The sequence below is a fragment of the Comamonas sp. 26 genome (assembly GCF_002754475.1).
GTDB lineage: Bacteria > Pseudomonadota > Gammaproteobacteria > Burkholderiales > Burkholderiaceae_C > Comamonas.
Genome location: NZ_PEFL01000003.1, coordinates 113,589 through 137,835 on the forward strand (window position 1 = coordinate 113,589; position 24,247 = coordinate 137,835).

Below are 24,247 nucleotides of genomic sequence, written 5' to 3' on the forward strand. Positions count from 1 at the left end.
TATCTTTTGAACGAGCAGCGGAGGCCTCATGAAACGCTTGAACAGCAAAAGCGGCTGCGCCGTGGAGGTGACGCTGTCCGTCATGGGCGGAACGTGGAAGCCCATCATCCTCTTTCACCTGCTGCACGGCAAAAAGCGCTTTGGCGAGCTGGGCCGCAGCATTGGCGGTATCACCCAGCGCATGCTGACCCTGCAACTGCGCGAGCTGGAAGAGGCTGCCATTGTGCAGCGCACTGTGTATGCCGAGGTGCCGCCGCGCGTGGACTATGAGCTGACAGAGCTGGGCCGCAGCCTGCAGCCGGTGCTGATTGCCATGCGCAACTGGGGCCAGGGCTACAGCCAGCGTTTTGACGCAGCCGAGTCGCTGCATGACGATGCAGAAGTCAATGCCGAGACAACAGCCTCTTCCGCCCCAGATATTGCACAAAAAGTGGCCTAGGCCATTGATAGATAATCGATCTAAGCTATCAAATTTAAATAAGCACCCGCAAAAAAGCCCGCAGGCTGCAGCAGCTTGCGGGCTTTTTTTCAGGTCAGCAGGGTGTCGCTGGTGATCCGATTGCGATCGTCAAGGATGCGGGCACTGAACAGAGCGCCCAGACCTTCAATGTCATTGCGCCAGTTGCGCGAGCGGGCACTGCACTATTAATGGTTGGTAGCCGCGCTGGTGCGCTCAGCAGCAGGAATACGTCCGAAGCGGCCGCTGCGGAAGTCGTCCATGGCCTGAGCGATTTCTTCATCGCTGTTCATCACGAATGGGCCGTAACCCACTACCGGCTCGTTGATCGGCTCACCCGAAAGCCACAGCAGCGTGACGTCGTTATTCGCTTCAAACTGCACGGTGTCGTCATCACGATCGAGATGCACCAGCTGACCGGCGCGCGCCACTTCCTTGCCGTTGATAAGCACAGTGCCGTGCTGCACGACCAGCGCCAGCGTGTGGCCGGGCTGGGCCTTGAATTCAGCCTTGGCACCGGCTTTCAGCCGCATGTCCCAGACATTGATGGGCGTGAAGGTGCGTGCAGGACCCTGGGCCCCAGCGTAGTCACCGGCGATCACGCGCAGTGAACCCGCGCCATCAGGCAGTTCAACCTGGGGAATGTCGGCGTTCAGCAGGGTCTGGTAGCCGGGTGGGGACATCTTGTCCTTGGCAGGCAGGTTGACCCAGAGCTGCACCATTTCCATGGGGCCGCCGGTGCTGGCAAAGGCGTCGGAGTGGAACTCTTCGTGCAGAATGCCTGCACCAGCCGTCATCCACTGCACATCGCCGGGGCCGATGGTACCGCCCGCGCCAGTGGAGTCGCGATGCGCCAATTCACCGTCATAGACGATGGTCACGGTTTCAAAGCCACGGTGGGGATGGGTGCCCACGCCACGACGCTCGGTGGTGGGCGGAAAGTCTTCTGGAGCCGCGTGGTCCAGCAGCAAAAAGGGGCTGAGCGCCTGACCGTGGTCACCATAGCTGAACAGCGAGCGGACATGAAAACCATTGCCCACCCAGTGGGGACGAGGAGCTTCGTAAACACCCAGAATTTTTTTCAGCACGGCATTCTCCTTTGCACGACCAACAGAGCGCACGCCAGGCATCAATAAGTCAATCGCTTTTGAAGACCGTCAACCGATAGACGTTAACGATCAATTAAACATCGTACAAAGTATAAATTCAGAACAAAGAAGGCAAAAGTCAACAATATTCCTATTCACAGTTCTATTTTTAGAACAATGATTAAACGAATATCAAAATTTGACGGCTAGAGCCACCCTAAGTGTGCTGACAGCGACTTCGCTGCATTCGCGCGCAAGGTATTACCTGCTGGCAATTAGCAGCAATAGTGCAAAAAATAGCAAAAAGGCTGCATCGCTTTATTAACAAGCGATGCAGACATTAATTTTGATCAATCAGGCCAGCGCCGTCTGAATATCGGCAGCCAGTTTCTCGGGCTTGTCCTGGGGGGCGTAACGGCGAATCACCTGGCCATCACGGCCCACCAGAAATTTGGTGAAGTTCCATTTAATGGATTTGGTGCCCAGTACACCCGGTGCCTGCGCCGTGAGCCAGCGGTATAGCGGGTGCGCGCCGTCGCCGTTGACGTCGATCTTGTGCATGAGAGGAAAGCTGACGCCGAAGTTCAGCTCGCAGAAGCTGGCGATTTCATCGTCCGTGCCTTTCTCCTGGGCACCAAACTGGTTGCAGGGGAAGCCCAGTACCACCAAGCCCTGGTCGCCATATTGCTCATGCAAGGCCTGCAGCCCTTTGTACTGGGGCGTGAAGCCGCAGGCGCTGGCGGTGTTCACAATCAGCAGCGCCTTGCCCTTGTACTGCGACAGGGGCACGCTGCGGCCCTGAATGTCAGTGGCTTCAAAGTCGTAGAGGCTGTGGGCGGTGTTGCTCATGCTGGGGCTCCTGTCGCTGCTGCGATGTGAAGGGCCAAGCTTAATGCAGCTTATATTGGCTCTCACAGCCAGAAACAACCCTGTCTGCGCAGGCTAGGCAGACAATACCGGGGCTGCGACCATAGAAAAAACTATCACCGCAAGCAGAGCGCCTGTTTTTTGGGCATTCTTCGCAGTCTTGCCTTCTTGCGGCCCTTGGCGGGCCACCATGCAACGTGCGTTTGTCCTTGAACGAATTAAAAGAAAAATGGGTTCCGCGTGCCTCGGCACTGTGGTCGCGCGCTCGTGCTTCTGCGCTGGGTCAGCGCGTTGAGGCCCTGCCCTGGTGGCGTCGCTGGCCCACGCGGCGTGAGTGGCTGCGATTGGCAGTGGCGCTGCCGGTGCTGTTCATCGTCTATGTGCTGCTGCTGATTCCGTTCACGCCCAGCATCAGCGATATCCGCAAGGCCAAGCTCGATCAGCCGGCCCAAATCTTGAGTGCAGACGGCAAGCTGCTGGGCGAATTCAAGCGCAGCAACCGCCAGTGGGTGCCGCTGGAGCAGATCTCGCCCGCCGTGGTGAAGGCGCTTGTCGCTACTGAAGACCACCGCTTTTATGAGCACCACGGCATGGACTTCACCCGTACGGCGGGATCCGTCATTCATACGCTCAACGGCAATCCACAGGGCGGCTCCACCATCACCCAGCAGTTGGCGCGCAACCTCTACCCCACAGAGATAGGCCGCGCGCGCAATATCAACCGCAAGCTCAAGGAAGCGATCACCGCCTTCAAGATTGAGGCACTCTATACCAAGGACGAGATTCTCGAAACCTATCTCAACACCGTGCCCTTTCTCTATAACGCCTACGGCATTGAGATGGCAGCGCGCACGTATTTCGACAAACCAGCCGCCAAGCTGACGGTGCTGGAAAGCGCCACGCTGGTAGGCATGCTCAAGGGCAATGCCTACTACAACCCCGTCATCAACCCGGACCGTGCCATTGCCCGGCGCAACACCGTGCTGAGCCAGATGGTCAAGCGCGGCGAACTGAAAGACGAAGAGTTTGAGCGCCTGAAAAAGCGCCCCATGCGGCTGGACTTTGAGCGCCAGGAAGAGCCCACCGGCATGGCACCGCATTTTTCGCAGCAGCTGCGCAAATGGCTGATCGCATGGGCGGACAAGCACGACTACAACATCTACACCGATGGTCTGGTGGTGCGCACCACGCTGGATTCGCGCCTGCAGAACTGGGCGCAGCAGGCGGTGAACCGCCAGATGAACACGCTGCAAGGCATTGCCAACACCAACTGGAGCCACCGCGATGGCTGGAGCACCGACAACCCACTGGTGCTGCAACTGGTGCGCGAGAGCGATGAGTTCCGCAAGCTCACCCGCACGGGCAAAGCCGAAGCGGTGAGCGAGGAAGACGCCATCAAGAAGCTGCTGTCCGATAAGCCCTTCATGAAAAAGCTGCGCGAGGACAAGACCCGCGTGCAGGCCGGCTTTCTGGCCATGGACCCGCGTACATCCGCGGTGCTGGCCTGGGTGGGCAGCCGCGACTATGCGCTGGATGCGTTTGACCATGTGGCGCAGGCCCGCCGTCAGCCCGGCTCCACCTTCAAGCCCTTTGTGTATGGCGCGGCCCTGCAACAAGGTGCCAAGCCAAGCGACACGCGCAAGGATCAGGAAGTGGAGATCAAGCTGCCCGGCGGCGAGGTCTGGTGCCCCAGCGATGCCGTGGCCCCCACGGGCATGCCCATCACGCTGACCGATGCGCTGGCCTACTCCAAGAACACCATCACCGCCGAGCTGGGGCAAGAAGTGGGCATGGACCGCGTGATCAAGCTGGCGCGTGCCCTTGGCGTGCGCCAGAGCCCGCTGGAGGCTGTGCCCTCGCTGGCGCTGGGCTCCAGCCCCGTGACGCTGCTGGAGATGGTCAACGCCTACGGCAGCATTGCCAACTCGGGCCGCTACACCCCCCCACAACTGGTCACACGTATTGAGAACGCCGATGGAGAACTGCTGGCGGAGTTCACCCCACCCAAGCCCGATGTGGTCTGGGACGAGGAAGAGAACTACGGCCTGCTGGAGATGATGCGCGCCGTCATCGACAAGGGCACGGGCCGCGCCATTCGCAAGCAGTACGGCATTCGCGCTGATGTGGCGGGCAAGACTGGCACCACACAGGGCAATGCGGACGGCTGGTTCATCCTCATGCACCCACAGATCGTGGCCGGCGCATGGGCGGGCTTCAATGACTCGCGCATCAGCCTCAAGAGCGACCAGTGGGGTCAAGGCTCGCGCAGCGCCCTGCCCATGGTGGGCGACTTCATGTCCCGCGCGCTGCGCAGTCCCATGCTCAATGCCAAGGCCCACTTTACAGAGCCCAATACCTCGCACTGGTGGAGCGATCTGGTGGGCCGCCTGCGGGATAAGGTGCAGGAATGGAGCAGCAGCGATGAAGAGGTCAGCGACAAGCATGAGCGCGCCACGCCAGCCGCGCCTTCTGCCCCTGCGCCGCAAAGCAAGGGCAGCGATGCCGACATCATCGAGAGCACGCCTGCTGCGCCGCCCTCTGCCAACTCATCCTCCACCCCGCCAGCCAGCCCTGATCGCAATGGTCAGCCGCCCGATCTGGACAGCAGCCCGGGGCTGGCGCCCAGCGATGCATTGTCTGCACCAGTGCCCGCTCAGCCCTCAGCAGCCGCCAGGATGCCAGCACCATCCAACTGGAGCGATATAGGCACGGCGCTGCCGCCTGCAGCACCGCTGAATGCACCCGCCGATTCAAGGTAGGCACTGCCTTTCAGCCACATACGCTACTGGGCTGTCGAATAGCTGGTCCAATTGACGTCTGACATCCGCCAGGTTGCCTCTCACCCAGGGGCCCCCTGGCGGATTTGTTTTCGCTCAACATAACACTCACATGTTGATAGCGCAAAGCGCCTATCCGGAGCCGACATGACCGCCAATACGCCAACCCTCGTCACCTTTGCCATCTACCTGCTGGGCATGCTGTTCATCGGCTGGGCAGGCTACAAAGCCACGACCAATCTGTCTGACTACATTCTGGGCGGACGCAGTCTGGGCCCGGTGGTCACCGCCTTGTCGGCGGGCGCATCGGACATGAGCGGCTGGCTGCTCATGGGTCTGCCCGGTGCCGTGTTTACCCAAGGGCTGTCCGCTTCGTGGATTGCCATTGGCCTGTGCATTGGCGCATGGTTCAACTGGCGCTTTGTGGCGGCGCGCCTGCGCGTCTATACCGAGAAGGTGGGCAATGCGCTGACGCTGCCCGACTACTTCACCAACCGCTTTGAAGACCAAAGCAGCCTGCTGCGCATCGTGACCGCACTGGTGATTCTGGTGTTCTTCACCATCTACTGCGCTTCGGGCGTAGTGGCCGGTGCCCGCCTGTTTGAGAGCATGTTCGGCATGAGCTACCAGACCGCCCTGTGGGTGGGTGCCGTGGCCACCATGGCCTATGTGTTCATCGGCGGCTTTCTGGCCGTGAGCTGGACAGACACCATTCAGGCCGCGCTGATGATTACGGCGCTGATTCTGGCCCCGCTGATGGTGATCTATTCCGACGGCGGCATTGGCCCCAGCACGGCCATCATTGAAACCGCACGCAGCGGCGCTTTTGACATGTTCAAGGGCCATGGGGCGATTGCCATCATCTCGCTGCTGGCATGGGGTCTGGGCTACTTTGGTCAGCCCCATATTCTGGTGCGCTTCATGGCGGCTGAGTCGCTCAAGACCATCCCCAACGCCCGCCGCATCGGCATGACGTGGATGGTGCTGTGCCTTGGCGGCGCCGTGGCCGTGGGCTTCTTCGGTATTGCCTTCTTTGCCAGCCGCCCTGATCTGGCCGCAGGCGTGAATGCCAACAGCGAAAACGTGTTCCTTGAAGTTACCAAGCTGCTGTTCAACCCATGGATTGCTGGCGTGCTGCTGGCCGCCGTGCTGGCTGCCGTGATGAGCACCCTGTCTTGCCAGTTGCTGGTGTGCTCCAGCGCGCTCACGCAGGACATCTACAAAACCTTTTTGAACAAGAACGCCAGCCAGAAGCAACTGGTCTGGTTCGGCCGTGCCATGGTGTTTGCCATTGCCTTGATTGCTATCGCCATCGCTCAGGACCCCGACGCCAAGGTACTGGGCATGGTCAGCAACGCATGGGCGGGCTTTGGTGCGGCCTTTGGCCCGCTGGTGCTGATCTCGCTGCTCTGGAGCCGCATGACGCGCAATGGCGCTCTGGCCGGCATGATCGTCGGCGCAGTCACGGTGCTGGTCTGGCAGCACTTTCAGTGGTTCAAACTCTATGAAATCGTTCCTGGATTTGCGCTGTCTGCTATCGCAATCGTAGTATTCAGCCTGCTGGACAAAGCACCATCCGCCAGCATCGCTGCCAAACACAAAGAGGTAGAGGCAGAAATCGCCGCCCACGGCGAATAAGCGTTTTCAACCTCCGCACAAGCCCTGCATGGCCCACGCCTGCAGGGCTTTTTTCCAGGGTAGGCAATCAGAAGACGCTCATTCATCGACAGCAAACAGCCACTCTCGCGCTGTATAAAAAACAGGCACGCCTTGCAATTTTGATGCCTATCCGTCACACTTGCGGGTCGAAATTTCAGGCATTACCTGAGATTCTGAAAGGTTTAGTGAATGCTCAAGGCCGCTGCAGCCAAGGTGTATCAGACGGGTTTAGCGTTGATGTTGGGTGCCGCTTTTGCGCTTGCATCCCCCTCGGCGTTGGCGCGCAAAGCGCCTGAGGTCAGCACCACCGCCCCCGGGTTTGAAACGATTACGCTGGCCGATTTGCCGCGCGATGGCCGCACCACCTATGCTCGCATTCTGCAGGGTGGCCCCTTCAGCAGCGACAAAGATGGCTCAGTCTTCGGCAACCGCGAACGCATACTGCCGCGCCAGTCACGGGGCTACTACCGCGAATACACGGTACGCACTCCCGGTGCCAGAAATCGCGGCGCGCGACGCATCGTCTGTGGAGGCCTGGAGCCCCAGTTGCCAGACGCCTGTTTTTATACCGGCGACCACTACAACAGCTTTCAACAGATCGTCCAATGAATCTTGAAGACGGCCTGCGAGCCTTTCACCCCCCGGCTTTTGCCCTTTTGAATTCCGCAGCCGTGGTTTGCGCAGATCGCCTACAGGTCTGTCAGTACCGCTGCTGCCACCAGTATTGATGTTTTTAGAAAGAATCACGGAGATGGACACGCCACTTCGTAAGCCGTCGGATACCCCTTTGCGCAATGTTCGTACGAACATTGTTCAATCCATTCGCGCCTATCGCATCCCTGATTTACAAGCCGCCGCTGAGACTTTGGGCGCTCACTTTCTCTATGCCAATCTCGCGCATGCGCAGACCAAGGCCGATATCTTCGAGCTGCTGGCGACCCAGTTCTTCCTGCCTGCCCATTTCGGCAAGAACTGGGATGCGCTGTATGACTGCATGACCGACCCGATTCATAAATCCGGCCCACAACCCGGCTTTATCGTGGTGCTCGATCAGATTCCCACTACGCCCAAGTTCGACAAGGAAGTGCGCGAGCAGTTGCTGGACGTATTCCGTGACACGGCGGAGTTCTGGGCCGAGCGCAAGGTGAGTTTCCGCTGCTTTTACTCGTTCCTCTGAGCTATCGAAATACATAGCAAAACGCCCGCATCCAATGCGGGCGTTTTTGATTTCAGAGCCTGATAAGGCTCAGCCGTTCTTGGACTGAGCTGTCGCTCTGGTCTGCATCCACTTCCCCAGCAAAATCACCAGCACAGCTCCCCCCGCTGCCGCCGCGTAGTGCACCCATGGGTGCTCCTGCACAAAGCCTTGCAGCACATGGTCATTGGTAATGGTTTCACCAGCCACCCAGCCAATCAGCGCCGCGCCCAGAGTCACGATGATCGGGAAGCGCGCCATGAGCTTGATCATCAGCGTGGAGCCAAAGACCACCAGCGGAATGCTGATGGCCAGACCTAGAATCAGCAGCAGCACATTGCCACCAGCGGCAGCTGCCACCGCAATCACGTTATCCAGACTCATCACAAAGTCTGCCAGCAAGATGGTGCGTACCGCCGCCAGCATGCCTTGCTTGACGGCATTGCCAGAGTCTGCGGCATCATCTTCACTCTTGAGCAGGCCCATGCCTATCCACAGCAGCAGCAGGCCGCCAATCACTTCAACAAACGGCAGCTGCATCAACTTTGCAGCGATCACGGTGAGCGCAACCCGCAACAACACCGCAGCACCTGAGCCGAACATCACCGCCTTCTTTTGCTGCTCAGGCGGCAAACCACGCGTGGCCAGCGCAATCACCACCGCGTTATCACCAGAGAGGATGATGTCGATCCAGACAATTTTGAACAGGCCGATCCAGAAATCGGCTCCAAGCAAAGCATCCATGGGGAAATATTCCTGATTTCTATGTCCGAGCCACTGTGACCGGACAAACGCCTGACATTCAGTGTCAGGCGCGCATAGCAATACGGGAAAGTTTAGCCACCCGGTATCAAAATGAGCTGTCGGCGTATTGCTTCATGCATCATGGGAATTTCAGGCTTGTGAAGCACTTCAGGCGTTTTAAGCGCACGAAACGCGACGAATTTTTGAAATTACCAGTTTTCAGTGATTCCCAGAATTCCTGATATCGGTAACAGTTCGTGTCATAAATATAAAGTTGGATTCCTTCATGGCAGAGAGCTTTCCCATTCCCACTGAGTCCACCCTCCCCAGCCCCTTGATCGTGGTGGAGGATGAGCCCCTGATCCGCAATCGGCTGGAGAGCATTTTGCGCAGCCTGGGCTATGACAGTGAGGCTCTGATTTTTACCACCAGCCTGGCGCAGGCGCGGGCGCAGCTGGCAGAGCATCCGGTGGCCATGGCACTTGTCGATCTGGGCCTGCCTGATGGCAACGGCATTGACCTGATCCGCCAGCTGCGAGCCGCTGACCCCGGCATGGGCATTCTGGTCATATCGGCCTGGAGCACGGAAGACGCCATTCTCTCGGCCTTGCGCGCAGGGGCCAATGGCTATGTACTCAAGGAGCGCGACGATCTGGAGGTCATGCTCTCCATCCGCAGCGTGCTGCGCGGCGGCGCTCCGATCGATCCCTTTATTGCGCGGCGCATCATTGCTGAGCTGCAGGCACCAGCCTCCACCGAGGCGCAAAAAGACGTACCGCCCGAAGCCGTGCTCAGTGCCCGGGAAATTCAAATTCTCAAGCTGGTGGCCGACGGCATGACCAACCGCGAAATTGCCGAAACGCTGTTCCTGTCGCGCTATACGGTGGAATGCCATGTGAAGAATATTTACCGCAAGCTGGCCGTTCCATCACGCACCAAAGCAATCAGCGAAGCAAGAGCTCGCGGTTTGCTGAGCTAAGACCCCCGCCCTCACATGCTTCGCCTGCTACTAGCACTCATGCTGGGACTGAGCCATTGCATGGGGTGGGCGCAAGACGCAACGCCACGGAGCCTGTTTTGCGAGCCAAAAATCGTGGCTCGGCAATCCGCCAAGGCCTTGCAAGAGGGGCCACCACCCAGCGCAGCCACATTGCAATGGACGGATGTGGGGTTTCTGGACGATTGGAACCAGCGCTGGCCCGGCTATGACGGCGCCGCCTGGTACCGCGTGGACTGGGAAAGCCCCTGCGGACGCGATCAGCCCGTGGCGCTGGCCATCATCAACATGGCGCTGGCAGGCGAGGTCTTCGTCAACTCCGAGCTGATCTGGCGCGACAGGTCGCTGGTAGAGCCGCTGAGCCGCAGCTGGAACATGCCGCGCTACTGGCTGCTGCCCGAGGCCTTGCTCAAAGAGCAGGGCAATAGCGTCTGGGTCCGCATTCACGGCATCAGCTCGCAGACGCCGGGGCTGAGCCGGCTGCGCATCGGCCACCCGGAAGAACTCAAGGAGTGGACGACATCTGCCACCTGGAATATGCGCACGATCTACCTGATCTGCCTCACGGTCTGCGCCGTGCTGTCCCTGCTGTTTGCCTTTGCCTGGTTCTATAACCGCAACCAGAAGGTCTATGGCTGGTATTCGCTCAACCTGCTGTGCTGGGCGCTGATGCTGTGCCATATTTTGATGACAGAGCCCTGGATTTTTCCTAGCTCGCAGGCCATTGCTCGCTCCAACCTGCTGACGTTTATCGCTTTCACCTACACCTTCTGCCTTTTTACGCTGCGTTTTGGCGAGCTGCGGCTGCCACGGGTCGAGCGAGTGCTGGCTGGTTTCTGCGGCCTTGCAGCCTTGGCGACTCTGCTGCTGCCCGATGATCAAATGACCATAACTAGCTTCATCTGGCTTGTGATGTTCATTATTTGCGCTCTGGTCTGCCTGCTGTTTCCCTTGCGGGCCATGCAGACGCGTGCACCCATGCACATCATCTTCAGCGCCTGCTTTTTGCTCTATCTGGTCATAGGTCTGCACGACATTTTGCTGCTGCACAAGGCCCTGGAACACAATCACCCGCTGACCCCCTACACCACCCTGCTGAACATGCTGGTAGTGGCCTGGGTGCTGGGGCGGCAGATCATGCTCAATATGCGCCGCATCGAGCGCTTCAACCACGAGCTGAGCATTACCGTCACACAGGCCTGCGACGACCTGAGCCAGACGCTGGAGCGCGAGCACAAGCTGGCGCTCAGCCATTCCCGCCTGCAAGAAAGGCTGCGCATCTCGCAAGACCTGCACGACAGTCTGGGCGGCTCTCTGGTGCGCTCTATTGCGCTGGTGGAGCAAACCAGCACGCCCCTGCCCAACAAGCAGGTGCTGTCCATGCTCAAGCTCATGCGTGACGACCTGCGCCAACTGATTGACGCAGGCACCAGCGCCACCGTTCAAGTGCCCGAAACCCCGACGCAATGGCTTGCACCGCTGCGCCACCGCTTTGCGCGGCTGTTTGAGGAGCTGGACATTCAGGTGAAGTGGGAGCTACCCATGCACTGGAGCCGTACGCCCAGCCCCATTCAATGCCTGACACTGACCCGCGTGCTGGAAGAAGCCCTGACCAATGTCATCAAACACAGCCATGCCAGCAAAGTCCAGATACGCCTGGATATTCCTGCCTCACAAGTGCTGCAGTTACAGATCATGGACAACGGCGTGGGCTTTGATGTGCACAGCACACAGATCAACAGCATGGGAGTGGGCATGCGCAGCATGCTGGCGCGGCTGGAGCGTTTGCAAGGCACGCTGGATGTGCAATCCAGCCCCGGTGGTACAGCGCTAAGGGCTCACCTGCCGCTGCACGGCAAGGTATCGACGTCTATCCCTGCGCCACAGACACCCTCGTCACCCGAGTCCGTCTGGTCACTGCGCTAAGCTGGCCGAATGCCCATATTGATCGACGGAACCCCGCATGAAGACGGCATCTTCCCTCTGCAGCTCACGCAAGGTGCCCCCCACAAACTCAAGACCAGCCCCGGCCAGGGCAGCCTGAGCTTTGGCCCCAAAGAGCAACTGCCCAAAGCAGATTTGTGGCTGGCCGCCGATGCCTCCGTACTATGGCCTTGCTTTGACCCTTTTGCCACGCCCGCAGGATCGCCATGGCCGCGCAATTTTTACTATGCAGGCAATGACAGCGGCTTTTTTGCCTGGGCGCAGCGCCGCCCCATCGAAGGCTTTACCTGGTACCCGCAGCTGCAGCAAGATATGCATATCGATGCCAGCCAGTCGAAAATCCGTGAGCTGAGCATCCACCTTCAACAGGGTAATCGCGGCCACATCCATCTGAAACTGCCAGAGCAAGGCTTGCGACTGCATCTGCATGACCAACTGAGTCAGATCACGGTGACAGGCGGCCTGCCTGACAGCTTGAGTCTGAACCCCGCCACCAGCAAAAAACCCGCCGATGCACCGTTGCAGTTGCCGGATATGGGCGCTTTGAAGAAAGTCAGCGCACTGGAACTGAGCAACGGCGCTGGAAAGCAGGCTATTTCGCTGCAAAGCCTGCTGCAATTTTCAGAGCTTAAATCGCTTGCTCTGTGGGGTAATCACAGTGATTTAGCCCTACTTTCAAGCTGTACACAGCTCAAGGCGCTATCCCTGCGCTTGATGCCCCATCTGCAGGGGCTGCCCGCATTGCAGACATGGCCTGAGCTGGACTTCTTTGTCGCCTACAACGTGGAAGAAGCCACCGGCAAATGCCTGCGCCAGCAACTCAAGGACCGCGCCAAAGAACGCCCCTCGGCAGAGCATGCATCCATCAGCCAGTTGCGCAAGCCTGAATGGTGGGCCAAAGAATATGGGCGACCATTTACCAGCTGGCCCGCAGCCCGCGCCAAGATGGGACATGCGGCCTACGATCTGGCAGAGCAGCAACTGAGCGTAGCCCAGAGCCTTAGCGATGTGCAAACGACGCTGGTCGGCTTCACCAGCCGCTTCAACACCGTCAAAGGCATAGAAACCACTGAGCGTGAAGACCTGGGACAGGCCGTGAACCAGCTAGCGCAGCTGCCAGCGGCCCAATCACTGGGCCTGACGGAAGAGCAGGCCCAGCAATGGTTTGACGAAAACCGGGATTACTGAGCCGCGTCAGGGTCCACCTGCGCAATGATGCCGCCGCCTAGGCAGACATCGCCGTCATACAGCACGGCAGACTGGCCAGGCGTGACGGCCCATTGCGCCTCTGGGAAGTCCAGACGAAAGCCATCAGCCGTCGCCTTGGAAATCAAAGCGGGCGAATCCGGTTGACGGTAGCGGGTCTTGGAGCCGTACTCCTTGCCCTCAGCCGGTGCATGGCCTGCCACCCAGCTGACCTGATCGGCCACCAGTGCATGTGACAGCAGCAGCGGATGGTCATGCCCCTGCACCACGCGCAGGATGTTCTTGTCCAGCTCCTTGGCGGCCACGAACCACGGTGCATGCTCGCCCGCACCACGGGCAGCGCCCTTTTCCTTCACGCCGCCAATGCCCAGACCCGAGCGCTGACCCAGCGTGTAGAACGACAGGCCTACATGCTTGCCCAGCTTGCGGTTGCGGTCGTCAAGAATCAGGCCCGGCTCTTTGCTGATGTAGCGATTCAGAAAGTCGCGGAACGGGCGCTCACCGATAAAGCAAATGCCGGTGGAGTCCTTCTTCTTGGCATTGGGCAGACCAATCTCTTCCGCAATGCGGCGCACCTCGGTCTTTTCCAACTCGCCCACAGGGAACATGGCTTTTGACAGCTGCGTCTGATTCAGGCGGTGCAAAAAGTAGCTCTGGTCCTTGCTGTTATCCAGACCCTTGAGCAGCTCAAACAGCTGCGTATCGGGGTTCTGGCGCACGCGAGCGTAGTGGCCGGTGGCGATCTTCTCGGCACCCAGTCTCAGGGCGTGGTCCAGAAAGGCCTTGAACTTGATTTCGGCATTGCACAGCACGTCCGGGTTGGGCGTGCGGCCTGCCTGGTATTCGCGCAAAAACTCGGCGAACACACGGTCCTTGTAGTCAGCCGCGAAATTGACATGTTCAATCTCGATGCCGATCACATCCGCCACCGCCGCAGCATCCACAAAGTCGATATTGGACGAACAGAACTCGCTGTCGTCGTCATCTTCCCAGTTCTTCATGAAGATGCCGACCACCTCATGGCCCTGCTTTTTCAAAAGATAGGCGGTCACGGCGGAATCCACACCGCCCGACAAACCCACCACGACACGCTGCTTGTTGCTCATAGGTATGCGATTATCCCAGCGCCCGTCAACTGCTGCGGGTGTGAGGATTTGCCATGGAACTGCGCCAGCTGCGCTACTTTGTACGAATTGTTGAACTGGGCTCCATGAGCCGCGCCGCGCTGGATCTGGACATGGTGCAATCCGCGCTCAGCCAGCAGATCAGCCGCCTGGAGTCCGAACTCTCCACCCGCTTGCTGCAGCGCACACCGCGCGGCGTCATCCCCACCGAAGCGGGCCAGGCCTTTTTTCATGAAGCCCAGCTCACCCTGCGCCACGCCACGCAGGCCATTCACGCCGCCCAGCAAGCGCGGCTGTCGGGTGCCGTCAGCATGGGTCTGTCTCCCACCATCGCCAATGTGCTGGGCCTGCCGCTGATGCGCGCCATGCGCGAGCGCTACCCCGATGTGCGCCTGCACATGGTGTCTGCACTTTCGGGGCATTTAACGAGTCTTCTCAACGCCAGACAACTGGATCTAGCTATTCTTTTTGATACGCAGTCAGCCCGCCGCTGGAGCGTGCTACCGCTGCTGGAAGAGCGGCTCTTCCTCATCCAGTCGCGCCAGCAGCCCGTGGCGCCGCAGATCACACACGAAGCGCCCATCAGCCTGCAGCAGCTGCAGCAAGTGCCCCTCATACTGCCCTCGGGCAGCCATGGCCTGCGCAGCTCCATCATGGCCTCGTTCAGCAGCGCGGGCTTTCAGTCGCAGATGGCCATGGAAATCGACTCACTGACCCTGCTGATGGAAGCCGTGGACGCCGGCATGGGTGCCACCGTCCAGCCCTGGTCAGCCGTGGGCATGTACCGCGATGCCGCCGAACGCTTTCAGTGGTCGCAAATTGCCGATGAATCCGTGCGCCGCAAGGCTGCGCTGTGCAGCCTGTCAGACGATGAACTCTCCCCTGCCGCTCTGGCCGCACGCGTGGTGCTGATGGACTGCGCGCGCCAACTGGTGAGGTCAGGGGGCTGGGTGGGGGCTACGCTCACCGATTGAGATATGGCTCTGGCTCTGCCTCGGCCGCTGCAATGCAGCAAGAGCCAGAAATGCAAGTTCTGAATTGCAGCGTGCTTCTTACGTAATTTCCACAGCAACTTTGTTGTGCCGAAACGCTCTCACCTCATGGCAAACCTAGATCTTCATTACAACATTGCTGTTGCGGTCCCCTCGCTGCATCTCGTCATCCATCTCGCATCACACCAGCGGCAACAGACTACAGCCGGCGTGAGCGTGCTTTTTTAATATGAGCCTTGCCCAGGGCTGGATGCGACGTGCGCTTCAGGACAGCCAGCCAAAACCAAGGTTCATTTATGACATCTCTAGATATTCAGTTGCTGCTGACCGCGCTGGTCAGCGTGCTGGTGCTGGTCGCATTGATTGTGTCGCGCATCAAGATGCACCCGCTGCTGGCCCTGCTCGTCGTCTCCATTGGCGTGGGCTTTGCCACTGGCATGGAGCCGGGCAGCATCGTCAAACAGCTGAGCAACGGCGCAGGCAAGACATTGGGCGCCGTGGGCGTGGTCATCGCACTGGGCGCCATGCTGGGAAAAATTCTGGCCGATGCAGGCATCACCGAAAAAATCGCCGAAGCCATACTCAAACATGCTTCGGATCGCATGATCCCCTGGGCCATGACCCTGGTAGCCTTTATCGTCGGCATTCCCATGTTCTTCGAGGTCGGCCTAGTCGTCATGCTGCCGCTGATCTTCAGCGTGGCGCGCAAGCTCGAGAGCCAGGCCCGCTTCAAAGGCTCGGCCTATGTGTACGTGGGTGTTCCTGTGATCTCGGCCCTGGCTGCCATGCATGGCATGGTGCCGCCCCATCCCGGCCCTTTGACCGCCATTGCCACCCTCAAGACCACGGTCGGACCAACCATGCTGTATGGCTTTCTGGCGGCCATTCCCGCCATGGTTCTGGGCGGTCCCCTGTACGGTGCCTTCATTGCACCGCGCATGAACACCAAGCCTGACCAGACTCTGCTGGATCAGTTCACCATCACGGGAAATGCCGATGGCAAGCAGCCCGGCATTGCGCTCGGCGTTCTGGCCGCACTGCTGCCAGCCATTCTGATGCTGGTTCATGCCGTCGCGGAAATGTTGCTGCCCAAGGACTCCTCGGCCATGCATGTGGCCAGCTTTCTGGGCAATCCGCTGATCGCCATGCTGCTGGGCGTGCTGTTCGCCATCGTGGCACTGGTGCTGGCGCGCGGCGGTGATATGGAAAAGCTGCGTGAGGCACTGGGCCAGAGCCTCAAGCCCATTGCCTCCATCATCATGATCATTGCCGGTGGCGGTGCCTTCCAGCAGATGCTGACCAGTGCCAAAGTCGGCGATGCCATCGTGCACCTGACACAGCAGTTTGCCTTCCCACCGCTGATTCTGGGCTGGTTGATCGCCATGCTGCTGTCGGTCTCCACCGGCTCGGCGACCGTCGGCATCGTGGGCGCTGCCGGCTTGCTGGCACCGCTGGCCGGGGCCGATCCCAGCCTGAACCTGCCATTGCTGGCGTTGTCCATCGGCTGCGGCTCGCTGTTCTTCAACTACGCCAACCATGCCGGTTTCTGGATGGTCAAGGAATCCTTTGGCATGACCATGAGCGAAGCCACCAAGACCATCTCGGTGGTGCAATCCATCGTGGCGGTGGTGGGTCTGATCATGGTGCTGATCTTCAATGCGCTGCTGAGCGTTCAGTAAACCATTCCTGTCGCCTGCAGCGGCGACAGGCCTTGGCAGCAAGGCCTCATCACAAATCGTGATACCCCCATCCCCTCAGACCTCTGCACGGGTGAGGCGGCGCTCTCTACAGTTCGGTTCAACACTTGCTGACGCTCTCTGAAAAGCTCTGCTTTCCGAGCGATCAGCAAGACAAGACTCACCCACGTTGAACCGCCACAGGCCCCCGCCTGATGGCAGCCCATCATGAAAACTGAAGCCTTTGACACCGATGTGCTCATCATCGGTGGTGGCAACGCTGCCCTGTGCGCCGCTCTTATGGCTCGCGAAGCCGGCAGCCGCGTGCTGCTGCTGGAATCCGCGCCCCGCGAATGGCGTGGCGGCAACTCGGGTCACACCCGCAATCTGCGCTGCATGCACGATGCGCCGCAAGACGTGCTGACCGAGGCCTACCCCGAAGAAGAGTACTGGCAGGACTTGCTCAAGGTCACGGGCGGCATTACCAACGAGCACCTGGCGCGCATGGTGATCCGTGCGTCTTCCACCTGCCGCAACTGGATGCGCAAGCACGGCGTGCACTTTCAGCCACCGCTGTCTGGCGCGCTGCATGTGGCGCGTACCAATGCTTTTTTCATGGGCGGCGGAAAGGCGCTGGTGAACGCCTATTTCCGCAGTGCTGAAAAGCTGAGCGTGGAGATTCGCTACGAATCGCCGGTGGACCGCATCGAAATCGACAAAGGCCAATTCAAAGCCGCTTGGGTGAACGGTCAACGCATCACCGCCAAAAGCTGCGTACTGGCTGCGGGCGGCTTCGAGTCCAACCGCGAATGGCTGCGCGAGGCCTGGGGCCAGAACGAGCGCGGGGAATGGCCTTCGGACAACTTTCTGATCCGTGGCACGGCCTTCAACAAGGGCGTGTTGCTGCGCCACATGCTCGATGAGCAAGGCGCCGACCGCATTGGCGACCCGACGCAAGCGCACATGGTGGCGATTGACGCCCGCGCGCCGCTGTATGACGGCGGCATTTGCACACGCATTGACTGCGTATCGCTGGGCGTGGTGGTGAACCGCGATGCGGAACGCTTTTATGACGAGGGCGAAGACTTCTGGCCCAAGCGCTATGCCATCTGGGGCCGTCTGGTGGCCCAGCAACCGGGGCAGATTGCCTATTCGATCATCGACAGCAAGGCCATTGGCCGTTTCATGCCGCCGGTGTTTCCCGGCGTGAAGGCTGACTCGCTGCCAGAGCTGGCCCAGAAGCTGGGTCTGGATGTAGACACCTTCATGCAGACCATGGATGCCTACAACGGCAGCTGCAAGGTCGGCCAGTTCGACCACACCGCACTGGACGATTGCCACACCGAAGGGGTGACCCCGGCCAAGACGCACTGGGCGCGACCGCTGGATACAGGGCCGTTCTACGGCTACGCGCTACGCCCCGGCGTCACCTTTACCTATCTGGGTTTGAAGGTGGATGACACCGCGGCGGTTCGCTTTAACGACCAGCCCAGTCAGAACCTGTTTGTGGCTGGCGAAATGATGGCTGGCAACGTGCTGGGCAAGGGCTACACCGCAGGCGTGGGCATGTCGATTGGCACGGCCTTTGGCCGCATTGCCGGGCGCAACGCTGCGCTGGCTGCCGCAGGTAAACCCGCCGTGCGTGGCGCTGTGAAAGACGAGGTCTGAACCATGAGCATCCCATCCCTGCAAGACCTCGCCAACGAAGCCCAAACGCTGGCCACCGGCAAGATCATCCCAATCATTCCCGCACCAACAGAGACCGCAGCCGAAGGCGAAGTGGCGCGCCAGATGCAGATCTGCAATGCCTGCCGCTACTGCGAAGGTTTTTGCGCCGTGTTCCCGGCCATGACGCGCCGCCTGGAATTTGGCAAGGCCGATGTGCATTACCTGGCCAACCTCTGCCACAACTGCGGTGCCTGCCTGCACGCCTGCCAGTACGCGCCGCCGCATGAATTTGCCATCAACATTCCCAAGGCCATGGCCGAGGTACGCGGCCAGACCTATGCCGACTATGCCTGGCCGCCCGCCATGGGCAAGCTGTACCAAAAGAATGGTTTGACGCTGTCACTGGCGCTGGTGGCAGGCCTGTTCCTGTTCCTGGCGCTGGCTGTGGCCGCACAAGGTGGGCTGGGCCAGTTGTGGAACCACAATCTGGGCAATAACTTCTACAACCTGTTCCCGCACAACCTGCTGGTCAGCATCTTTGCGCCGGTATTTCTGTTCGTGGTGTTCGCGCTCTTCATGGGCGTGCGCCGCTTCTGGAGGGATGTGAAGCCCGCCACCAGCAATGTGGATGTGAGCGGCCCGGCCGCTGCCGAGGCCACACACGATGTGCTGCGCCTGAAGTATCTGGATGGTGGCCACGGTGACGGCTGCCACAACGAGGATGACGAGTACACGCTCAAGCGCCGTCGCTTCCATCACCTGACGTTCTACGGCTTCATGCTGTGCTTTACCGCCACCGGTTTGGCGACGGTGTACCACTACGTTTTCAACCTGCCCGCGCCGTATGAGTTGCCCAGTCTGCCCAAGATTCTGGGCGCTCTGGGGGGTGTGAGCCTGATGATTGGCACCGCCGGTCTGTGGCATATCAACCGCACCCGCCACCCGCTGCATGGCGATGCCAAGCAAAAGCCCATGGACCTTGGCTTTATCGCCCTGCTGTTTGTGGTGGCCGCCAGCGGCCTCGCGCTATGGCTGGGCCGTGGCACACCTGCCCTGGCTTTGCTGCTGTGCCTGCACCTGGGCGCGGTGATTGCGCTGTTTGCCACCTTGCCCTACGGCAAGTTCGCCCACGGCGTTTTCCGCACCGCATCACTTCTGCGCCACAACGCTGAAAAGCGCCAGCCCAGCCCCATCGGTCTGGGCGCTGACTGAGAAAAAACCAACGACCCCGGGCACATCGATCCGGGGCACCCCTCATCCCTACAAGGAGACATCCCATGCTGAATAAACGCTATTTTCTGCGTGCCACCGTTGTGGCCGCGTCCATGCTGAGTCTGGGCTCTGCGGCCCTGGCCGCGCCAGACTGGCTGCCCAACAAGCCCGTCACCCTGGTCGTGGGCTTCGCTGCAGGCGGTGCAGCCGATGCAGCAGCGCGCCTGATTGCCAAGAAACTGGGCGAAAACATTGGCCAGACCGTGGTGGTGGACAACAAGGGCGGCGCGGGCGGCAATATTGCCCACCAGTTTGTGACCAAGGCTCCCGCAGATGGCACGGTGCTGCTGTTCGGCTCCATCGGCCCGTTGACGATCGCCCCCCACATCATGAAAGTGGGCTACAACCCGTTCAACGATCTGGCACCCATCTCGGGCGGGGTGAACTTTCCCAACGTGCTGGTGGTGCACAAGGGCGCTGGCGTGAAGAATCTGGCCGAGTTTGTGGCCAAGGCCAAGAAAGCACCGGGCAGCGTGGATTACGCATCGACTGGCGCGGGCTCGGCCTCGCATCTGGCGGGCGAGCTGTTCAACCAGCGGGCGGGCATTGAGATGGTGCATGTGCCCTACAAGGGCGGAGCCCCTGCGCTGCAGGACTTGCTGGGTGAACGCGTGACCTCGTACTTTGCCGCGCCGCCCACGGCTTTGCCGCACATTGAAACCGGCAAGCTGATCCCGCTGGCCACCACAGGCCTGACGCGCCCGGCCTATATGCCCAACATCCCCACCGTGGCCGAAGCGGGCTACCCCGGCTTTGAGGCCTTGAACTGGTATGCTTTTGTCGCCCCGGGCAAGACGCCCACAACAGTGCTGGACCGCTGGAATCTGGAGATCGTCAAGGTGCTCAAGGACCCCGGCGTGGCCGAAGCACTCAAGCTGCACGGCCTGACGCCCCAGCCCACGACCCGCCCCGAGTTCGCGGCCTTTATGAAGAAGGAGTACGAGCAATGGGGCAAGGTGGTCAAGGAGCGCAAGATCACCCAGAACTGAGGATGATGCGCTGGTGCTCAGACAGTGATGGCTTTCCTCTCCACCGGTGCGGCAAAACCCACGCACAGACGGTTCCAGACATTGATGCAGCCGATGGCGTAGCTGAGCTCCACGATCTCGCGCTCGCTGAAGTAGGGACGCAGGGCTTCGAAGTCCTGCGGCGCGGGATGGGCCTTGCTCAGCTGCGTGCAGCGTTCGGCCCAGTTCAGGGCGGCGCGCTCGCGCATCTCGAAGAAATCCACCTCGCGCCAGGTCACCACGCTGTTGATGCGCTGCAGGTCCTCGCCGCGTGACAGCAGCTCGCGCACATGCATGTCCACGCAGAAGGCGCAGCCATTGATCTGCGAGACGCGCAGATAGACCAGCTCCAGCAGTTGCACGCCGAGGCTGGAACGGGCAAGCAGCGCGTTGATGCCTCCCTGGGCCCTGTAAAGCTCGGGAGACAGCGCACGGAAATCCAGGCGTGGCGTGGGGATGGCAATGGGGTTGGCGATATCGGCCATATGAAGACTCCTGAGGTATTGCAGGCCCGCCCCTGTGGCTGACCCATAGCTCTTAGACGCGCCAGCGGCCCGGTTTGTGACAGACCATGCAATCCATTGCGTGAGTTTCAATAAAGATAGCTGCTAGCGCTTTATTCACAAACATCTCAGGCATAAAACCATCTGAATCTATTGAATCAAAATCGCTTGCAGCTATGATTTTATCTGTTGTCCCATCCACCTGAAAGCCGTCACTCTTCAGGTGGATGGCGGCATCACGCCGCTCAATTTATCCGGGTTGCGCAGCGTGTAGATGCGCTGGATCAGCCCGTCTTCGACCAGCAGCGTCTGCACCGACTCCACCTTGCCATCCACGCAGCGCACCAGACCCGGCAGGCCGTTGACCCGCACCAGATGCAGGGTCTGCAGCTGTCCATCGCGGCGCAGGCGCCGGGCCGTGGCGAAGTACAGCAGGGCCAGGCGACGCCCGGTTTCCAGCACCTGACCAAAGGATGCGACCTTGCCCCCGCCGTCGCTGATCAGCGCGGCATCGGGGGCGAACAAGGCCTGAATCTGCGTCAGATCTCCGCCCTGCACGGCCTGGGCAAAGCGGCGCAGCAGCTCGGCATGGGCTGGTGCTGGCACATCGAAGCGCGGCCGCCCGGCCTTGACATGGACGCGTGCACGATGCACGAGCTGGCGACAGGCGGCCTCGCTGCGGCCCAGCGCCTGAGCCACTTCGGCATAGTCGGCATCGAAAACTTCGCGCAGCAAAAAGGCCGCGCGTTCCTCGGGCGTCAGTTGCTCCAGCACAAACAGCAGCGCGGTGGAAACATCGTGGGCCCGCTCCAGCACATCCTCGGCAGAAGGGGCCGTCTCGGTCCAGGGCTGGACCAGCGGCTCGGGTAACCAGAAGCCCACATAGTGCTCGCGCTCCACGCGCAGGCGCCGCAGCCGATCTATGGCCAGCCGCGTGGCCGTGGTCACCAGCCAGGCCTCGGGCTGGACGATGCCGGCGCGATCGCTGGCCTGCCAGCGCAGCCAGACATCCTGTACCAGATCTTCGGCCTCGGCCCGCTGGCCCAGCATGCGATAGGCCAAGCCGAACAGACGCGAACGATGGCGCTCAAACTCCTGCAACCTCGTATCGACGGACGGCACAGCGTGGGAAGTGGTGCTCAAATGAAGTCTCCTGCGAATAGGCCTGGAACCCGCCACCCAGTGTGACAGGCCTCAAGCCTTAGACGCAGAACCCGCAACTTTTGTGACAGCTCGCAGCGCTTAAAACTGACACAACCCAAGCCAGAGACGGCAAACAAGGGCCGCCCCGCAGCGATGCCGTCGTCCCCCTGGGGGAAGGCGCGAAGCGACTCAGGGGGGACCTTAATACCCCACCGCGCACCCATCCTTGCGCGAGTCAGACCCCGCGATGTAATGCTCGCCATCACGCAGCACCAGCTGCGCGCCGCCAAAGGCGAACACGCCATGGCCGGCCTCCACGCTGACTTCGTGGCCGCGCGCGCGCAACTGCTCCACCACGGCGGCGTCAAAGGCCGGCTCCACCGCCACGCCCTTGCCCCCGGTCACGCGCCAGCGCGGTGCATCGGTCGCGGCCTGCGGGTTCTGGCCGTAGCGCAGCACGCGCAAAGCCATCTGCAGATGGCCCTGGCTTTGCATGGGCCCGCCCATCACACCGAAAGCCATTTGCGGCTGGCCGTCGGCCTTCATGGCAAAGGCCGGAATGATGGTGTGCGAAGGGCGCTTGCGCGGGGCGACCTGGTTGACATGGCCGGCCTCGGTGGTGAAACCATGGCCGCGGTTCTGCAGGCTGATGCCCGTGCCCGGCACGACCACGCCCGAGCCGAAGCCCATGTAATTGGACTGGATGAAGGAGACCATCATGCCGCTGGCATCGCCCGCCGCCAGATAGACCGTGCCGCCGGGCCGGGGTGCGCCATAGGCTGGCAGACCGGCTTTTTCCGCATCGATCAGCTGGGCGCGTTCCCGCAGATAGGCGCGGTCCAGCAACTGCGCGGGAGTGACGCGCATATGCTCCAGGTCGGCGCTGTGCTGGTTCAGGTCGGCCAAGGCCAGCTTCATGGCCTCGATCTGCAGGTGCACGCTGTCCACGCCGTCCAAGGGCTGCTCTCCCGCGCCCAATTCATCGAGCATGCCCAACGCCATCAGCGCGGCAATGCCCTGGCCGTTGGGCGGGATCTCATGAATCACCGAATCGCCGAAGGGCTGCGATACCGTGCCCACCCAGTCGGCCTGATGTGCTGCCAGGTCTTGCTCGGTCATCACGCCACCGCAGGCCCGCGCATGCGCAGCCATCTTCTGAGCCAGCGCACCGCGGTAAAAGGACTCGCCCAGGGTCTCGGCAATCTCCTCCAGCGTGCGCGCATGGGCTTCGCTCTTGAACACTTCACCGGCTCTGGGCGCGCGGCCGCCGGGCAGAAAGCATTCGGCAAAGCCGGGCTGGTCGCCCAGCTTCTTGCCGCCCAGCTCCCACAGCGTGGCAATGGTGGGCGAGACCGCAAAGCCATGGCGCGCATAGTTGATTGCCGGCTGGGCAACCTGTGCGAAAGGCAGTTTGCCGAAGCGCTTGGACAGCGCCACCCAGGCGGACACGGCGCCGGGCACGGTCACGGCGTTCCAGCCTTTCTCCGGGATACCGCCGAGCTGCTCAAAGTACTCGGGCGTCCAGCCTGCGGGCGAGCGGCCCGAAGCATTGAGGCCGTGCAGTTCCTTGCCGTCCCAGACGATGGCAAAGCCGTCGCTGCCGATGCCGCAGCCCGTGGGCTCGACCACGGTCAGTGTCATGGCTGCAGCCAGCGCCGCATCCACGGCGTTGCCACCGGCCAGCAGCATGGAAAGGCCGGCCTGCGCGGCCAGCGGCTGCGAAGTGCTGACCACATTGCGCCCCAGCACCGGCGAGCGCTGCGAGGCATAGGGAAGCGTCCAGTCCTTGACGAGGTTTGTCATATCTAATTCCGATCAGTGATTCATGGGCCCGACGTTTAACACTGACGCTCCGGGCCAGAGGCATCGAGCAAGAGCCGCCTCGTAACGAGGACGTGCCCACCTCCCGCGTTGGGAGAGAAGGGGAA

Annotated in this window: 20 protein-coding genes and 1 pseudogene; 13 read left to right on the forward strand and 8 right to left on the reverse strand. The window is 60.7% G+C overall.

What is annotated here, in order from left to right; genetic code table 11:
* Positions 1-28: 28 nt before the first annotated feature.
* Complete coding sequence (locus CLU84_RS18725; protein WP_199173801.1) at positions 29-439, forward strand: helix-turn-helix domain-containing protein; 411 nt, start codon at positions 29-31, stop codon at positions 437-439.
* An 89-nt stretch (positions 440-528) separates the two neighbouring features.
* Here CLU84_RS18725 and CLU84_RS22525 read toward each other — a convergent pair.
* The 3 genes and pseudogenes from CLU84_RS22525 to CLU84_RS18740 all read right to left on the reverse strand — a co-directional run.
* Positions 529-627: pseudogene (locus tag CLU84_RS22525) on the reverse strand (hydrolase); the annotation flags it as partial.
* A gap of 18 nt (positions 628-645) precedes the next feature.
* Complete coding sequence (locus CLU84_RS18735) at positions 646-1,542, reverse strand: pirin family protein (protein ID WP_199173817.1); 897 nt, start codon at positions 1,540-1,542, stop codon at positions 646-648.
* A gap of 357 nt (positions 1,543-1,899) precedes the next feature.
* Positions 1,900-2,394: a glutathione peroxidase gene (locus CLU84_RS18740; protein ID WP_099739294.1), complete on the reverse strand. Its 495-nt coding sequence runs from the start codon at positions 2,392-2,394 to the stop codon at positions 1,900-1,902.
* 221 nt (positions 2,395-2,615) lie between these two features.
* On the opposite strand from CLU84_RS18740, the gene CLU84_RS18745 reads away from it, so the two are divergent.
* From CLU84_RS18745 to CLU84_RS18760, 4 genes are all read left to right on the forward strand, one after another.
* Complete coding sequence (locus tag CLU84_RS18745) at positions 2,616-5,171, forward strand: transglycosylase domain-containing protein (RefSeq protein WP_369826887.1); 2,556 nt, start codon at positions 2,616-2,618, stop codon at positions 5,169-5,171.
* 165 nt (positions 5,172-5,336) lie between these two features.
* Complete coding sequence (gene putP, locus CLU84_RS18750; protein WP_099739299.1) at positions 5,337-6,827, forward strand: sodium/proline symporter PutP; 1,491 nt, start codon at positions 5,337-5,339, stop codon at positions 6,825-6,827.
* Between the two features lie 210 nt (positions 6,828-7,037).
* Positions 7,038-7,457 (forward strand): ribonuclease domain-containing protein, encoded by a 420-nt coding sequence (locus CLU84_RS18755; RefSeq protein WP_099739302.1) that lies wholly within the window; start codon positions 7,038-7,040, stop codon positions 7,455-7,457.
* Positions 7,458-7,599: 142 nt separating this feature from the next.
* Positions 7,600-8,025 (forward strand): barstar family protein, encoded by a 426-nt coding sequence (locus CLU84_RS18760; protein WP_099739304.1) that lies wholly within the window; start codon positions 7,600-7,602, stop codon positions 8,023-8,025.
* Between the two features lie 69 nt (positions 8,026-8,094).
* Here CLU84_RS18760 and CLU84_RS18765 read toward each other — a convergent pair whose 3' ends face one another.
* The gene (locus CLU84_RS18765) at positions 8,095-8,787 is read right to left on the reverse strand and encodes a TerC family protein (protein WP_099739307.1); all 693 of its coding nucleotides are present in this window, start codon (positions 8,785-8,787) and stop codon (positions 8,095-8,097) included.
* 286 nt (positions 8,788-9,073) lie between these two features.
* On the opposite strand from CLU84_RS18765, the gene CLU84_RS18770 reads away from it, so the two are divergent.
* The 3 genes from CLU84_RS18770 to CLU84_RS18780 all read left to right on the forward strand — a co-directional run bounded on the left by CLU84_RS18770 (position 9,074) and on the right by CLU84_RS18780 (position 12,916).
* Positions 9,074-9,766: a response regulator transcription factor gene (locus CLU84_RS18770; protein WP_099739309.1), complete on the forward strand. Its 693-nt coding sequence runs from the start codon at positions 9,074-9,076 to the stop codon at positions 9,764-9,766.
* Between the two features lie 114 nt (positions 9,767-9,880).
* Positions 9,881-11,710 carry a 7TM diverse intracellular signaling domain-containing protein gene (locus CLU84_RS18775; protein WP_233210311.1) on the forward strand — a complete coding sequence of 610 codons (1,830 nt, stop codon included), beginning with the start codon at positions 9,881-9,883 and terminating at the stop codon, positions 11,708-11,710.
* A 9-nt stretch (positions 11,711-11,719) separates the two neighbouring features.
* Entirely contained in the window at positions 11,720-12,916 is a 1,197-nt protein-coding gene (locus CLU84_RS18780) for a transcriptional regulator (RefSeq protein WP_099739313.1), read from the forward strand.
* Here the strand turns inward: CLU84_RS18780 and mnmA are convergent.
* Positions 12,910-14,040 carry a tRNA 2-thiouridine(34) synthase MnmA gene (gene mnmA, locus CLU84_RS18785; protein ID WP_099739315.1) on the reverse strand — a complete coding sequence of 377 codons (1,131 nt, stop codon included), beginning with the start codon at positions 14,038-14,040 and terminating at the stop codon, positions 12,910-12,912. The genes CLU84_RS18780 and mnmA overlap by 7 nt on opposite strands.
* A 53-nt stretch (positions 14,041-14,093) precedes the next feature.
* Between mnmA and CLU84_RS18790 the strand changes: the two genes are divergently transcribed.
* The 5 genes from CLU84_RS18790 to CLU84_RS18810 all read left to right on the forward strand — a co-directional run bounded on the left by CLU84_RS18790 (position 14,094) and on the right by CLU84_RS18810 (position 20,655).
* Complete coding sequence (locus tag CLU84_RS18790) at positions 14,094-15,032, forward strand: LysR substrate-binding domain-containing protein (RefSeq protein WP_099739318.1); 939 nt, start codon at positions 14,094-14,096, stop codon at positions 15,030-15,032.
* 314 nt (positions 15,033-15,346) lie between these two features.
* Entirely contained in the window at positions 15,347-16,729 is a 1,383-nt protein-coding gene (locus tag CLU84_RS18795; RefSeq protein WP_099739320.1) for a GntP family permease, read from the forward strand.
* A 225-nt stretch (positions 16,730-16,954) separates the two neighbouring features.
* Positions 16,955-18,394: an FAD-dependent tricarballylate dehydrogenase TcuA gene (gene tcuA, locus CLU84_RS18800; RefSeq protein ID WP_099739323.1), complete on the forward strand. Its 1,440-nt coding sequence runs from the start codon at positions 16,955-16,957 to the stop codon at positions 18,392-18,394.
* Between the two features lie 3 nt (positions 18,395-18,397).
* Positions 18,398-19,606 carry a tricarballylate utilization 4Fe-4S protein TcuB gene (gene tcuB / locus CLU84_RS18805; RefSeq protein WP_199173802.1) on the forward strand — a complete coding sequence of 403 codons (1,209 nt, stop codon included), beginning with the start codon at positions 18,398-18,400 and terminating at the stop codon, positions 19,604-19,606.
* Positions 19,607-19,671: 65 nt separating this feature from the next.
* Positions 19,672-20,655 (forward strand): tripartite tricarboxylate transporter substrate binding protein, encoded by a 984-nt coding sequence (locus tag CLU84_RS18810; RefSeq protein ID WP_099739324.1) that lies wholly within the window; start codon positions 19,672-19,674, stop codon positions 20,653-20,655.
* 17 nt (positions 20,656-20,672) lie between these two features.
* Here CLU84_RS18810 and CLU84_RS18815 read toward each other — a convergent pair whose 3' ends face one another.
* From CLU84_RS18815 to CLU84_RS18830, 3 genes are all read right to left on the reverse strand, one after another.
* Complete coding sequence (locus CLU84_RS18815) at positions 20,673-21,158, reverse strand: carboxymuconolactone decarboxylase family protein (RefSeq protein WP_099739326.1); 486 nt, start codon at positions 21,156-21,158, stop codon at positions 20,673-20,675.
* A 237-nt stretch (positions 21,159-21,395) separates the two neighbouring features.
* Positions 21,396-22,319: an RNA polymerase sigma factor SigJ gene (gene sigJ, locus CLU84_RS18820; RefSeq protein WP_199173803.1), complete on the reverse strand. Its 924-nt coding sequence runs from the start codon at positions 22,317-22,319 to the stop codon at positions 21,396-21,398.
* 201 nt (positions 22,320-22,520) lie between these two features.
* Complete coding sequence (locus tag CLU84_RS18830; RefSeq protein ID WP_099739330.1) at positions 22,521-24,122, reverse strand: gamma-glutamyltransferase family protein; 1,602 nt, start codon at positions 24,120-24,122, stop codon at positions 22,521-22,523.
* Positions 24,123-24,247: the final 125 nt, after the last annotated feature.